This window comes from Sphingomonas colocasiae (assembly GCF_019880585.1).
Taxonomy (GTDB): domain Bacteria; phylum Pseudomonadota; class Alphaproteobacteria; order Sphingomonadales; family Sphingomonadaceae; genus Sphingobium_A; species Sphingobium_A colocasiae.
The window spans coordinates 1,098,110-1,110,701 of the sequence record NZ_JAINVV010000004.1 but is presented as its reverse complement, the minus strand read 5'-3'; the positions used below and the strand labels follow the sequence as shown (position 1 = coordinate 1,110,701).

15 protein-coding genes are annotated in these 12,592 nt (G+C 64.7%); 2 read left to right on the top strand and 13 right to left on the bottom strand.

Going from position 1 to position 12,592, the window contains the following annotated elements:
* From nuoF to K7G82_RS11590, 8 genes are read right to left on the bottom strand one after another with little or no spacing between them, the layout of a single operon-like run.
* Positions 1-1,296, bottom strand: coding sequence for an NADH-quinone oxidoreductase subunit NuoF (gene nuoF, locus K7G82_RS11625; protein ID WP_222989987.1), 1,296 nt, complete (start codon positions 1,294-1,296; stop codon positions 1-3).
* The gene (nuoE, locus tag K7G82_RS11620) at positions 1,293-1,961 is read right to left on the bottom strand and encodes an NADH-quinone oxidoreductase subunit NuoE (protein WP_222989986.1); all 669 of its coding nucleotides are present in this window, start codon (positions 1,959-1,961) and stop codon (positions 1,293-1,295) included. Before nuoE ends, nuoF begins: the two co-directional genes overlap by 4 nt.
* On the bottom strand, positions 1,954-2,391 hold the full coding sequence (locus K7G82_RS11615; protein WP_222989985.1) for a hypothetical protein: 438 nt from the start codon (positions 2,389-2,391) through the stop codon (positions 1,954-1,956). Before K7G82_RS11615 ends, nuoE begins: the two co-directional genes overlap by 8 nt.
* Positions 2,388-3,605 (bottom strand): NADH-quinone oxidoreductase subunit D, encoded by a 1,218-nt coding sequence (locus K7G82_RS11610; RefSeq protein WP_425517265.1) that lies wholly within the window; start codon positions 3,603-3,605, stop codon positions 2,388-2,390. The genes K7G82_RS11615 and K7G82_RS11610 overlap by 4 nt, the downstream gene beginning before the upstream one ends.
* A gap of 17 nt (positions 3,606-3,622) precedes the next feature.
* Positions 3,623-3,994 (bottom strand): cupin domain-containing protein, encoded by a 372-nt coding sequence (locus K7G82_RS11605; RefSeq protein ID WP_246623415.1) that lies wholly within the window; start codon positions 3,992-3,994, stop codon positions 3,623-3,625.
* Positions 3,991-4,857, bottom strand: a complete 867-nt coding sequence (locus K7G82_RS11600; protein ID WP_222989983.1) for an NADH-quinone oxidoreductase subunit C — start codon at positions 4,855-4,857, stop codon at positions 3,991-3,993. The genes K7G82_RS11605 and K7G82_RS11600 overlap by 4 nt, the downstream gene beginning before the upstream one ends.
* 1 nt (position 4,858) lies before the next feature.
* A complete protein-coding gene (locus tag K7G82_RS11595) occupies positions 4,859-5,422 on the bottom strand; it encodes a NuoB/complex I 20 kDa subunit family protein (RefSeq protein ID WP_222989982.1) in 564 nt (187 codons plus the stop codon).
* The gene (locus tag K7G82_RS11590) at positions 5,413-5,787 is read right to left on the bottom strand and encodes an NADH-quinone oxidoreductase subunit A (protein ID WP_222989981.1); all 375 of its coding nucleotides are present in this window, start codon (positions 5,785-5,787) and stop codon (positions 5,413-5,415) included. Before K7G82_RS11590 ends, K7G82_RS11595 begins: the two co-directional genes overlap by 10 nt.
* Before the next feature lie 185 nt (positions 5,788-5,972).
* Between K7G82_RS11590 and K7G82_RS11585 the strand changes: the two genes are divergently transcribed.
* Entirely contained in the window at positions 5,973-6,443 is a 471-nt protein-coding gene (locus K7G82_RS11585; RefSeq protein ID WP_222989980.1) for a YbjN domain-containing protein, read from the top strand.
* 64 nt (positions 6,444-6,507) lie between these two features.
* Here the strand turns inward: K7G82_RS11585 and K7G82_RS11580 are convergent, their stop codons facing one another.
* Positions 6,508-8,427, bottom strand: coding sequence for a CocE/NonD family hydrolase (locus K7G82_RS11580; protein ID WP_222989979.1), 1,920 nt, complete (start codon positions 8,425-8,427; stop codon positions 6,508-6,510).
* A 134-nt stretch (positions 8,428-8,561) separates the two neighbouring features.
* Here K7G82_RS11580 and K7G82_RS11575 point away from each other — a divergent pair, with 134 nt between their 5' ends.
* Complete coding sequence (locus K7G82_RS11575; protein ID WP_246623414.1) at positions 8,562-9,875, top strand: MgtC/SapB family protein; 1,314 nt, start codon at positions 8,562-8,564, stop codon at positions 9,873-9,875.
* An 84-nt stretch (positions 9,876-9,959) separates the two neighbouring features.
* On the opposite strand, the gene pdxY is transcribed toward K7G82_RS11575, so the two are convergent.
* The 4 genes from pdxY to K7G82_RS11555 form a co-directional block, all read right to left on the bottom strand.
* A complete protein-coding gene (gene pdxY / locus K7G82_RS11570; RefSeq protein WP_222989978.1) occupies positions 9,960-10,805 on the bottom strand; it encodes a pyridoxal kinase in 846 nt (281 codons plus the stop codon).
* 72 nt (positions 10,806-10,877) lie between these two features.
* A complete protein-coding gene (locus K7G82_RS11565) occupies positions 10,878-11,570 on the bottom strand; it encodes an MOSC domain-containing protein (protein ID WP_222989977.1) in 693 nt (230 codons plus the stop codon).
* A 73-nt stretch (positions 11,571-11,643) separates the two neighbouring features.
* Entirely contained in the window at positions 11,644-12,249 is a 606-nt protein-coding gene (locus tag K7G82_RS11560; protein ID WP_222989976.1) for a DUF4126 domain-containing protein, read from the bottom strand.
* A gap of 18 nt (positions 12,250-12,267) precedes the next feature.
* Positions 12,268-12,525: a GlsB/YeaQ/YmgE family stress response membrane protein gene (locus K7G82_RS11555; protein WP_222989975.1), complete on the bottom strand. Its 258-nt coding sequence runs from the start codon at positions 12,523-12,525 to the stop codon at positions 12,268-12,270.
* Between the last annotated feature and the right edge of the window lie 67 nt (positions 12,526-12,592).

Here is a 12,592-nt window from a genome sequence, read left to right as displayed (position 1 = left end):
TTACTCCGCGGCCTCCATGATTCCGCCATTCTTTTCGTTGATGCGGCGTTCCAGCTCGGGCCGGAAATGCCGGATCAGGCCCTGGATCGGCCAGGCCGCCGCGTCGCCCAATGCGCAAATGGTGTGACCTTCCACCTGCTTGGTGACGTCGAACAGCGTGTCGATCTCCGAAATATCGGCATTGCCTTCGCGCAACCGCTCCATCACGCGCCACATCCAGCCGGTGCCCTCGCGGCACGGCGTGCACTGGCCGCAGCTTTCATGCTTGTAGAAATAGCTGAGGCGGCTGATCGCGCGGACGACGTCGGTGGACTTGTCCATGACGATGACGGCGGCGGTGCCCAGGCCCGAGCCCAGCGCGCGCAGACCGTCGAAATCCATCGGCGCGTCCATGATCTGCGCCGCCGGCACCAGCGGCACCGAGGATCCGCCGGGGATGACTGCGAGAAGATTGTCCCACCCGCCGCGAATGCCGCCGCAATGCTTTTCGATCAGCTCGCGGAACGGGATCGACATCGCTTCCTCGACCACGCACGGCTTGTTCACATGGCCGCTGATCTGGAACAGCTTGGTGCCGGCATTGTTCTCGTTGCCGAAGCTCTTGAACCAGGCGGCACCGCGACGAAGGATCGTCGGCGTCACCGCGATCGATTCCACGTTGTTCACCGTGGTCGGGCAACCATAAAGGCCCGCGCCTGCCGGGAAAGGCGGCTTCAGCCGCGGCTGGCCCTTCTTGCCCTCCAGGCTTTCGAGCATCGCGGTCTCTTCGCCGCAGATATAGGCGCCGGCGCCGCGATGGACGAACACGTCGAAATCATAGCCGGACTTGGCGGCGTTCTTGCCGAGCAGGCCCTTGGCATAGGCCTCGCGCACAGCGGCGAACAGCGTCTCCGCCTCGCGGATGAACTCGCCGCGGATGTAGATATAGGCGGCGCGCGCGCGCATCGCGAAACCCGCGACCAGCGCGCCCTCGATCAGCTTGTGCGGATCGTGGCGGATGATCTCGCGGTCCTTGCACGAACCGGGCTCGGACTCGTCGGCGTTGATCACCAGGAAGTTCGGGCGATCGGGGCGCGGTTCCTTGGGCATGAAGCTCCACTTCATGCCGGTGGGGAAGCCCGCGCCGCCACGGCCACGCAAGCCCGAGGCCTTGATCTCATCGATGATGGCGTCGGGGCCGCGCGCGAGCAGCGCCTTGGTATCGTCCCAATCGCCCCGCTTGATCGCGGCGTCGAGATTCCACGGCTGGAAGCCATGGACGTTGGTGAAGATGCGATCCTTGTCGAGCAGGCTCATTTCCACTGCCCCCGGTAATCGTGGTTCGCCGACACCATTTCCTTGAGCGTCGTCGGGCCGCCTTCGGGGCAGCTCGTCTGCCGCTCGATCTGCGGGCCGGGCTTCGGCGTCTCGCCATTCGCGAGCGCGGCGAGGATGCGGCTCATGCTGTCGAAATCCAGATCCTCGTAATTATCGTCGTTGATCTGGACCATCGGCGCATTGGCGCAGGCGCCCAGGCACTCGACCTCGGTGAGCGTGAACAGGCCGTCGGGCGTGGTCTTGCCCTTTTGCAGCCCGTGATTCTTGCATGCGGCCATCACATCATCCGATCCGCGCAGCATGCACGGCGTCGTGCCGCACACCTGCACATGATAGCGGCCGACCGGCGCCAGATTGTACATGGTGTAGAAGGTCGCGACCTCATAGGCGCGCATGAACGGCATATCGAGCAGGCGCGCGACATATTCGATCACCGGGATCGGCAGCCAGCCCTGCGTGTTGGTCTCGGTGCCCACCTGGCGCTGGGCGAGGTCGAGCAGCGGCATCACGGCGGAAGCCTGGCGGCCCGCCGGATAGCGGCCGATCACTTCCTTCGCGGTTTCGGCGTTCTCGGCCGTCCACGCGAACGCGCCCCAGCGCGCGCGGGTCTCCGCCTCGTCGGGGATTTGGGGTGCGTCAGCCATTGGACTTCTCTACCGGTAGCGGGGTGCACATTGCTGGCGGACTGAAGGCGCTCAATTCCGCCACTTTGCCGCCTTCCAGCGTGACCACAGAGTATCTCGGCCCCTTCTCACCGGCGCATCTCCAGTTCACGGTGACGAGCCCGGGACATGTGCTGTAGCTATCGATGACGCACATGCGGGTCAGCTTCTTGACTTCGGGCAGGACCAGCGGTCCGGACCAGTATTTGTCGGTAACGGGATCCCAGCCCTTGAACTTGGCATCGGGCGCAAGAGCGGATTGAAACTGCTCGGCATTGTCGGTGAGGGCGCTGTAAAACAGCCTCGCAACGATATTGTCCGTCCGGAGCTTGTATCCATTGGACTGCTCATTGCTTTCGCTGGCGCCGGCCAGCAGCGGCAAAGCCGCCAGCAAGATGATCGCCTTCCTCACCGGTCGCATTCCCCGAACACGACATCGATCGCCGAGAGCACAGCGGTGGTGTCGGCGAGCATATGGCCCTTCATCATGAAGTCCATCGCCTGGAGGTGGCTGAACGCGGTCGGCCGGATTTTGCAGCGATACGGCTTGTTGCTGCCGTCGGCGACCAGATAGACGCCGAATTCACCCTTGGGGCTTTCGGTCGCGACATAGACTTCACCGGCGGGAACGTGAAAGCCCTCGGTATAGAGCTTGAAGTGGTGGATGAGCGCTTCCATCGACCGCTTCATCTCGCCGCGCTTGGGCGGCACCACCTTGCGATCGAAGCTCGCCACCGGCCCTTCAGGCATCTCGGCGAGACACTGGCGCATGATCCGTGCGGACTGGCGGACCTCCTCGACGCGGACCATGAAGCGATCATAGCAATCGCCCTTGGTGCCGACGGGAATGTCGAACTCCATCCGCGCATAGGCGTCGTAGGGCTGGCTCTTGCGGAGATCCCAGGGAATGCCTGCCGCACGGATCATCGGGCCGGAAAAGCCCCATTTGACCGCATCGTCCTTGCTCACCACGCCGATATCGACGTTGCGCTGCTTGAAGATGCGATTGTCCGCAACCAGGCTGATCGCGTCCTCGAACAGGCGCGGCAGCCGGGTGTCGAGCCATTCGCCGATGTCGGCGAGCAGCTTCAGCGGCACGTCCTGATGGACGCCGCCGGGGCGGAACCATGCGGCGTGCATGCGCGCGCCCGACGCCCGCTCGAAGAAGTTCATGCAATCTTCGCGGATCTCGAACAGCCACAGGTTCGGCGTCATCGCGCCGACGTCCATGACATGGCTGCCCAGGTTCAGCATGTGATTGCAGATGCGGGTCAGCTCGGCGAAGAACACGCGCAGATATTGCGCGCGCAGCGGCACTTCCAGATCGAGCAGCTTCTCGACCGCCAGCACATAGCTGTGCTCCATGCCGAGCGGCGAGCAATAGTCGAGCCGATCGAAATAGGGCAGCGCCTGCAGATAGGTCTTGTATTCGATCAGCTTCTCGGTGCCGCGATGGAGCAGACCGACATGCGGATCGACACGTTCGACGATCTCGCCGTCCAGCTCCATCACCATGCGCAGCACGCCGTGCGCCGCCGGGTGCTGCGGCCCGAAATTGATGGTGTAGTTCTGAATCTCGACATCGCCCGGCGTGGGATCGGTCGGCGTGGTCTGCGCTTCAAGCATTTCGACGCGATCTGACATCACAGCGTCTCCAGCGTTTCGCGGGTCATAACGGACGGATTGACGCCCGTATTCGGCTCGCCCTCGCGATCGATCAGGAGCATATGCACTTCCTCTTCGGCGAAGGGGCGATGCTCGGTCCCGCGCGGCACCACGATCATCTCGCCGGCTTTCAGGCGGCGCACGCCATCACGAAACTCGATGCCCAATTCACCCTTCACGACAATGAAAAGCTCGTCGGTTTCGCCATGGCTATGCCAAGTAAAGTCCCCCTGCGCCTTGGCGACACGAATCTCGTTGCCGTTGTAATTGGCAAGAATGCGGGGATTCCAATGATCCGAAAAGCTTCCCAGCTTCTCACCCAGGCTAATCACTTCAGGTGCGGCCATCATGCCTCACCCTTGGGCTTGCGCGGCGCGCGCGGCTTTGCCGGTGCCTTGGCCGGCTTGGTGGCGGCCTTCGCCGCCTTCTTCGCCGGGGAGCGCTTCGCGGCAACGGTGTTCGCGGGTTCGCCGGCACCGGTATCGGCCGGCTTCTCGGTGGTCTTGGGCGTCGGCGGCGGCGCCTTGGCCTCCACCTTCTCCGCATCGGCCTTCTTGATCTCGTCGGCCTTCAGCGGCGTCGGCGCGCCCTTCGCCTCGGGCAGCCTCGCCTTCTCGTCGCCGGGCAGCACATATTGCGCGCCTTCCCAGGGGCTCATGAAATCGAAGCTGCGGAAATCCTGCGCAAGCTGGACGGGTTCGTAGACGACGCGCTTCGCCTCTTCCGAATACCGCAGCTCGACATAGCCGGTCAGCGGAAAATCCTTGCGCTGCGGATGGCCGCGGAAGCCATAGTCGGTCAGGATCCGGCGAAGATCGGCATTGCCGGTGAAGAGCACGCCGTACATGTCGTACACTTCGCGTTCCAGCCAGCCGGCGACGGGCCAGAGCCCCGTCACGCTGGGCACCGGCCTGTCCTCGTCGGTGGAGACATGGACGCGGATGCGGTGGTTCTTCGTGAGGCTCAGCAGGCAATAGACGACTTCGAACCGCTCCTCGCGATCCGGCCAGTCGACGCCGGCGATCTCCATCAACTGCTGATAGCCGCAATCGTCGCGGAGTGCGGTCATCGCCTGGATCAGCGTGTCGGGCGCGACGATCAGCTTGATCTCGCCGACGGCTTCAACGGCATCGACCAATGAAGCGCCAAGTGCCGTGCGTATGGCGTCGATCACGCCATCGTTGCTGGCGTATGCGGGTGCGGGACTGGCCATATCAGCGCTCGATCGTGCCGATGCGGCGGATTTTCCGCTGAAGCTGCATCACACCGTACAGCAACGCCTCGGCGGTCGGCGGGCAGCCGGGAACATAGATGTCCACCGGCACGATCCGGTCGCAGCCGCGCACGACGCTGTAGCTGTAATGGTAATAGCCGCCGCCATTGGCGCAGCTGCCCATCGAGATGACGTATTTGGGCTCCGACATCTGGTCGTAGACCCGGCGCAGCGCCGGCGCCATCTTGTTGCAGAGCGTGCCGGCGACGATCATCACGTCCGACTGGCGCGGGGACGCGCGCGGCGCGGCGCCGAAGCGCTCCATGTCGTAACGCGGCATGTTCACATGGATCATCTCGACCGCGCAGCAGGCAAGGCCGAAGGTCATCCACCAGAGCGAACCCGTGCGGGCCCATTGGAACAGTTCCTCGGTCGAGGTGACGAGGAAACCCTTGTCCGAAAGCTCGCCGTTCAGCCCGTCGAAAAAGGACTGATCGGGCAGCGTGCCCGGCATCGGAGCACCTTGGGGCGCACCGGGGATCGATGGGCTGAGTTCTACTCCCATTCGAGCGCTCCCTTCTTCCAGGCATAGACAAGGCCGAGCCCGAGCTCCGCCAAGAAGATCATCATGGCGGTCCAGCCCGCCCAGCCGATCTCGCCCAGCGACACCGCCCAGGGATACAGGAACGCGGCCTCGAGATCGAAGATGATGAAGAGGATCGCGACCAGATAGAAGCGGACGTCGAATTGCGCGCGGCTATCCTCGAACGCGGGAAAGCCGCACTCATATTCGGTGAGCTTCTCGGGCGTCGGCTGATGCGCGCCCGTCAGCCGGGAAACGGCCATGGGCGCGAAGACGAACACGCAGGACAGCGCCAATGCCACGCCCAAGAAGAGCAGGATCGGCAGATATTGTGACAGATCGACCAAGGGACTCTCGTTCGGCCAGATTTATGGCGGGGGCTTTAGGACTGCTGCACCCGCGAAGCAAGGCCGTGAACCAGTGAGAATGATTCGCAATTAGGCGGAAATCCGCCATTTTCGGCTTCGCCCGCGTTGACAGCCGCCGACGGCGCGAACAGGCTCGCCCTTCTCCAGGGGGAAAGGACATCGGCATGAACAGGCGCATTTGGGCGGGTGCAGCGGCGATATCGGCGCTGGCGATGACGGCGGCACCGGCAGCCGCGGAACAGGTGACGGCGGACCATCAGAAACTCGTCTCGCTGCTCCAGGCCAAGGGCTACAAGGCCGAACTCATCAAGGGATCGGACGCCGATTATGTGCGTACCGCCGATTCCGGGGTGCCGGTGACGATCTTCTTCCTCAATTGCGCGAAGGGGAAGACCGGCTGCACAACGATCCAGTTCTACACGGGCTTCAACGACGTCAAGACGACGCTCGAGCGGATCAATGACTGGAACCGCAACCAGCGCTGGGGCCGCGCCTATGTCGACAAGGATGGCGATCCGGTGATGGAGATGGATGTCGACATGGATTTCGGCGGGCTGAGCCGCGAACTCTTCTACGACAATCTCGGCACCTTCATCGCCCTGATCCCGCTCTTCCGCGATCATCTGAAGAAATAGCGCCGCCCCTCAAGCCAGCGCGGACACGTGACCGCGTCCGCGCGATTCGACACCCTCGGCCGTATCAATCGGCCGAGGGATCGACCGGCAGTTCCAGATAGGACGGGAAACGCGCGCTGCGGTAAATGGTCTGGGTCGCGGCGCGATAGTCGGACGGCTTCGCATGCATGATGCTCGGCACGAAACGCTGGGGATTGCGATCATAAAGCGGGAACCAGCTCGACTGGATCTGCACCATCAGCCGGTGCCCGCGACGGAAACGATGGTTCACCTGCGGCAGGCGGAGTTCGTAGCCCAGCGGCCGGTTCGCGGCGATCGGCCTGGGGGTGCTGAAGCTTTCGCGGTAGCGGCCGCGCAATATGTCCCCCGCCACCATGAACTGATAGCCGCCCAGCCGGTCGTCGCCGGGATTGTCATCGGGAAACACGTCGATCACCTTGACCACCCAGTCGGAATCGGTGCCGCTGGTCGCGGCCTGGAGATGAGCTAGGATCGTGCCGCGCAAGGTGAGCGGCTCTTCGAGCGGCGGGCTGACATAGGTGAGCACATCCGGGCGGCCATCGACGAAGCGCTGATCCATGGTGAGCCAGGACCGCCAGCCGGCCAACCCGTCGGCATCGCCGACGATCCGTCGGATCGGGCGCGGCTGATAGGGCACGGGCTTGGCAGGGTCGGAAACGTAGGAATCGCTCCCCTCCCCGCCCGGAGCCGCCCAGACCAGGCTGTTGCCGCCCCCCAGATAGAGCTTGCGCGCCTCCACCTGGCGCGGCGGCCAGGCGTCGAAGCGGCGCCAGCGGTTGCTGCCGGTTTCGAAAACCGTGGCGGGTGCGACGCCGTGCGCGGGGCCGTCCTTCAGATAATGCGCAAGGAACGGCGCCAGCACATCCTCCCGCCAGCGTTTCGCGGTATCCTCGCTCCAGCGCATCGCGCCGATATTCTCGCCATTGCCCCAGCTCTGTCCGTGATACCAGGGGCCGGCCGAGAAGAAGTTGCGATCATTGGCGGCATCCTTCTCCTCCATCACCTTGTAGGTGGCGGGCGCGCCGTAGATGTCTTCCTGATCGAACCAGCCATGGACGTTGAGCGTCGGCACGCTGTTCGTCTTCGCGGCGGAAAGCAGCGGCGGCATCGCCTTGGCCTGCCAATAGACGTCGTAGGCGGGATGTTCGAGCGCGAGCTTCCAGAAGGCCTGGCGCTTGTCGAAATAGCGCGCGTCGATATCGCCCGCGCTGCCGGCCTTGAGGAACCAGGAATAGAGATCGTGATGGTTGAACGCCATGGCAAGTTGCGCATCGGCGCGCGTGCCCATGCGATAGAGATATTCGACCGCGAAGCTGAGGCGGAAGGCGCCGTTGTGGAAATAATCGTCGCCCATCCAGAGGTCGCCCACGGCATTGACGGGCACCGCCGCCTTGAGCGCGGGATGAGGACCGATCAGCGCGTTGAGCACCAGCCAGCCGGGATTGGAGGTGCCATAGATGCCGACGCGGCCGTTATTGCCCTGCACATTGCGGACCAGCCACTCGATGCTGTCCCACGCATCGGTCGATTCGTCGGTGGGCGTATCGTTGAGCGGCCCGCGCAGCGGGCGGTTGTGCGAATAATCGCCTTCCGACTTGTATCGGCCGCGAATGTCCTGGAACACCCAGATATAGCCTGGCAGTTCGGCGAAGCGCGGCCCCAGCACCGCGTTCAGATCGGGATGCGCCTTCGCCCCCATCGTCGCGGACGCCTCATAGGGTGTGCGCTGGAGCAGGATCGGCAGATCGCCCTTCGCATTCTTCGGGGTCAGGATGATGGTGTAGAGTTTCACCCCGTCGCGCATCGGCAGCATCACCTCCCGCAAGGTGAAATCGTCGTCGGCATTGGGTTCGCGCAGCGGCGCGGCAGCGGTCTGCAAGAGCAGGATGGCGACGAGCAGCGCGGCGAGCAGCGCCGTCACGATGCGGTTGGGGCGCGAAGCGGCCGATGCGTGCAGTGTCATGGATCGCTGTGATGCCAGCCATGGCACGAAACGCAAGATGCCGTCATGTCCGCGCGAACGAACGATGCAGGAAAATCTCCGCGACGATCAGATTGGGAGCCCAGATGAGTCCATCCGCCTGGGAACCACTCTAGATGTTGACGGCGGACCGTTTCACGACCGAGATGCCGATCATGGATGCGATCGAACCTCTTCAACGCCTGATCTTCGCGATCGCGATCGGCGTCATCGTTGGCACGGAGCGTCATTGGCGGGAGCGTGACGAGGCGGACGGCAAACGCACCGCCGGCATCCGCACCTTTGGCCTTGTCGGCATGCTGGGCGGCATCACCGGCTCGATCGCGGCGATGCCCGGTTTCGGCGCGGTGGGTGCCGCCGTCGTGATCGCCGGGCTGTTCGCGGCTTTCGCGGCGGTGTTCGCGCTCTACCAATATCGCGAGGCGGTGGCCGACGACAAATTCAGCGCGACGACGACGATCGCGGCGATGCTGACCTTCGTGCTCGGCACGCTGGCGGCGATGGGAAACCTCACGCTCGCATCGGCGGCGGGCGTGGCACTCGTTGCGATCCTGGCCAGCCGCGACGTCCTGCACGGCTTCGTCGAGCGGCTGAGCTGGGCGGAACTGCGCTCGGCGATCGTGCTGCTGGGCATGACCTTCGTCGTCCTGCCATTGCTGCCCGAGGATCCGATCGGTCCGTTCGGCGGGATATCGCCGTCGCGCACCTGGCTGCTGGTCATCATCCTGGCGGCGATCTCGTTCGGCGGATATGTCGCCGTCCGCCTGCTCGGCCCGGCGCGGGGCGAACTGGTTGCCGGCGCGATCGGCGGCGTGATCTCCTCCACCGCAACGACACTGACCAATGCTCGCCGCTCCACCGGGATCGAAGGGTCGAGCACCCTGGCCGCCGGCGCGCTCGCGGCGAGCGCGGTATCCTATGTGCGCACCGCCATATTGGTCGGGGTGCTGGCGGCTCCGTTGGGGCCGGCGCTGTTCCTGCCGCTGGGCGCCGGCGCGATCGTCATGGCGGGTTTCGCATGGATCTTCGCGCGCCGCCATGACGGGCCAGGCGAGCACAGCCAGCCCAAGAACCCGTTCGACATCGTATCGGTGCTCAAGATGGCGGCGATGCTGACGGCGGTCGCCTTTCTCTCTCGGGCGGCCGCCAGCCTGCTCGGCGACGGCGGGCTGATCCTGGTTTCGGCACTCTCCGGTCTTGCGGACGTCGATGCGGTGGTGGTCGCGGTCACGGGCATGGCGGCGGACCTCAGCCACATGATCGCGGTCGCCGCGATCGGCGTGGCGGTGATCAGCAACACGGTTTCGAAAGCCGCTTACGCGATCATCTTCGGCAGCCGAAGCTTCGGCCTGCGCGTCCTCGGTGCCTCGGTCGCGGCCCTGGTCGCCGCCGCTGCCGCCTATTGGCTGGGCGTATCGCTGGGCGCCTGACGGCTCGCTTCGTCGGGACACCGGGAATATCGGGAACCGGGCGCGAGCGGATTCTCGCGACGGAGTACATCGCCGGACGACCTCTCAAACACAGGGGGTCGACGGGAAACGCGCGGACGGAGTGACGATCTCGTCCAGACACATCTCCACCGGCATCTCCGCCCAGCGCTCGGGATCGGTGCGAAGGAGAACCGCATGGAGCGCGGCCGCAGCATCTTCCGCCGCTCGCGCCAGGCTCCATCCGCGCGCGAGCTTCGCCAACAGGCACGCGGTAAAAAGGTCGCCGCTGCCCGCCGGCCTGACGGGAAGCCGGGGCGTACGGATCCGCCGGACGGCCTGCCTGTCGAACACCAGTGTCTGCAGATCGCCGCTGCCGCGATTCCCCCCGGTTATGACGATGCCGGCAGGGCCGATCGCCTGGAACAGGCGCGCCGCATCGAACGGATCGTCACACCCCGCCAGCGAACAGGCTTCCCATGCATTGGGTGTCGCGACATCGGCGAAGGGCAGCAGCCGACGGGTGAACAGCGTCAGCAGTCCGGGAGCAACGAAGCCGCCAAGATCATCATCCCCGCAGACCGGGTCGCAGACATAGCGAAGCGCGGGGTTGCGCCGTTTGGCGCGCGCGACGAAATCCGCAACCACATCGCCGTTCTCGACCGAGCCGAGATAACCGGTCACAAGCATCGTCGCGGCATCGACCAGGCCCCGCTCCTCGACGCCGACGAGAAGATCGGCGAGCAAATCCGGCGCCAGCACCCGGCCCCGCATCGTGGGATAATGAGGATGATTGGAGAGCAATGTCGTCGGAACGGCGACGGCGGTCAGGCCATGGGCCTGGAGCGCCGGCGCGGCGGCGCTGTTGCCGACCTTGCCGTGAACGACCTGGCTCTGGATGCTGAGGATGATTGTGCCGGCGGATGCGACCATGAATATCCTTCCAGGCTTTCGTTTGACCGCGATTTCCGAATCGTTCGATGATCCACCCGGGCAAAGGCCGCTCTAGGATCCGGAATCCGCGCCGGTCAGGCGTTTCGACCAGTCCTCGACCTGGCCGGTCGCGCTGCGTTTCGCCGCGTACCGCCGCCAACCTTCGGCGAGATGATCGAGCCGGGACATGGCGGCAAGTTCCGGCATGTTGAGTGTATCGACATAAAGCGCGCGCCACAGACGATCGATCGTCCATTCGGGAGACAGGCGATCGACCAGGACCAATCCGTCGCCTGCTGCGGCATCCCCCGCCTCCATCACCCGATAATACCAGCCCGTCCGGCCGCTCGATTGCAGCCGGAGCGCCATGTCGGGCACGCCGAAGCGGAGATTGAGCTTCCAGCAGGGCTGGCGGCCTTGGCTCACCTGGATCAGTGCTGAGCCCAGCCGAAACGTATCGCCGACCGCGACATCCGTTTCGACAGGCCCGGTCGTGGCGAGATTCTCCCCGAACGCGCCGGGCCGGCCGAGCACGTCGGATTCTCCGATGGCCTCGCGCCAATATGGGTAATGGTCCAGCGCATAATGATGGATGGCCTTTTCAGGGCCACCATGATGTTTCCGATCGCCCTGGGCATCGCAGACGAGCCCGTCACGACCGATGCGCACGCGCCCCGCGACCGGATGCTTGTCGATACCGCTCGGCGTCGCCCGCGGACCGAGCGGCCTGATGGTGCCGGCAAGGATCTGCTCGATATGGATCATGGCGCATTAATCGCAAACGGCCATGCCGGACAACGCCCGATTGCTCTTTTCCGACCGGCAGCGGCTGTGCACTTCAGCCTTCGGATCGCCCCCTCCCATCGTCCGTCCCGAACCGCCGCAACAGCCGGCGCAGTGCGATGATCAGCGCGAACGCGACCAGGATGAGGCCCAGGGCGACAATGACCGCCGCGACCGGATTGGCGAGCACCAGCAACAACAGACCGCCGGCCGCTACGTCCTCGCCGCTCGATACCACGATGTTGCTGAACGGTTCGGGGCTGGCATTGACGACAACGCGGCTCCCCATCTTCGCGCCATGGCTGAGCAGTGCCGCGCTGCCGCCCAGCAACAGACTGGCCACCTGCCAGGCGGGATCCTGCGGATCGACGATCGCCATGGCGAGCAAGGCGCCCCCTACCGGGCGGACGAAACTGTGTACACCGTCCCAGATCGTGTCGAGCCAGGCGATCTTGTCCGCGAGGAATTCGGCGAGCAGGCCGATCGCGGCTATGCCGATCACCCAGGGATTGGCGAGCGCATCGAGCCCGGAAAGATGCTGCGGCAACTCTATCCAGCCGGTGCGCATCGCCAGGCCGGTGGCGAAGACGCACAGATAGATGCGCCATCCCGACAACAGGCTGATGCTCGCCGCCAATCCGATCAGTTCGACCGCGCCCATCGCGCGGGCCGGGCCGGTTCAGGCCGACCGGCTTTTCACCATCCGGTAGATCCAGAGCAGCAGGATCGCGCCCGCGGTCGCCACCAGGATATTGATGAAATTGCCGCTGCCACCCAGGCCGAGCCGGCTACCGATGAAGCCGCCGACCAGGCCGCCCGCGATGCCGATCAGGATGGTGACGAAGATGCCGCCGGGATCCTTGCCCGGCATGATCCATTTCGCGAGCGCGCCGGCGATCAGACCGACAACGATCCAGCCGAGAACGCCATATTCCATATCGCCTCTCCCCTTCTTGTCCGAGGGGCAGGCTATTCCTCTCCGATACCGTCCGCAAGCGTCGTTA

Coding starts and splice junctions, on each gene's coding strand:
- K7G82_RS11580 (WP_222989979.1), bottom strand. CDS start 8,427: ATGACACTGCACGCATCGGCCGCTTCGCGCCCCAACCGCATCGTGACG.
- K7G82_RS11565 (WP_222989977.1), bottom strand. CDS start 11,570: ATGATCCATATCGAGCAGATCCTTGCCGGCACCATCAGGCCGCTCGGT.
- K7G82_RS11585 (WP_222989980.1), top strand. CDS start 5,973: ATGAACAGGCGCATTTGGGCGGGTGCAGCGGCGATATCGGCGCTGGCG.
- nuoF (WP_222989987.1), bottom strand. CDS start 1,296: ATGAGCCTGCTCGACAAGGATCGCATCTTCACCAACGTCCATGGCTTC.
- K7G82_RS11610 (WP_425517265.1), bottom strand. CDS start 3,605: ATGCTTGAAGCGCAGACCACGCCGACCGATCCCACGCCGGGCGATGTC.
- K7G82_RS11605 (WP_246623415.1), bottom strand. CDS start 3,994: ATGATGGCCGCACCTGAAGTGATTAGCCTGGGTGAGAAGCTGGGAAGC.
- K7G82_RS11600 (WP_222989983.1), bottom strand. CDS start 4,857: ATGGCCAGTCCCGCACCCGCATACGCCAGCAACGATGGCGTGATCGAC.
- nuoE (WP_222989986.1), bottom strand. CDS start 1,961: ATGGCTGACGCACCCCAAATCCCCGACGAGGCGGAGACCCGCGCGCGC.
- K7G82_RS11595 (WP_222989982.1), bottom strand. CDS start 5,422: ATGGGAGTAGAACTCAGCCCATCGATCCCCGGTGCGCCCCAAGGTGCT.
- K7G82_RS11575 (WP_246623414.1), top strand. CDS start 8,562: ATGTTGACGGCGGACCGTTTCACGACCGAGATGCCGATCATGGATGCG.
- K7G82_RS11555 (WP_222989975.1), bottom strand. CDS start 12,525: ATGGAATATGGCGTTCTCGGCTGGATCGTTGTCGGTCTGATCGCCGGC.
- pdxY (WP_222989978.1), bottom strand. CDS start 10,805: ATGGTCGCATCCGCCGGCACAATCATCCTCAGCATCCAGAGCCAGGTC.
- K7G82_RS11560 (WP_222989976.1), bottom strand. CDS start 12,249: ATGGGCGCGGTCGAACTGATCGGATTGGCGGCGAGCATCAGCCTGTTG.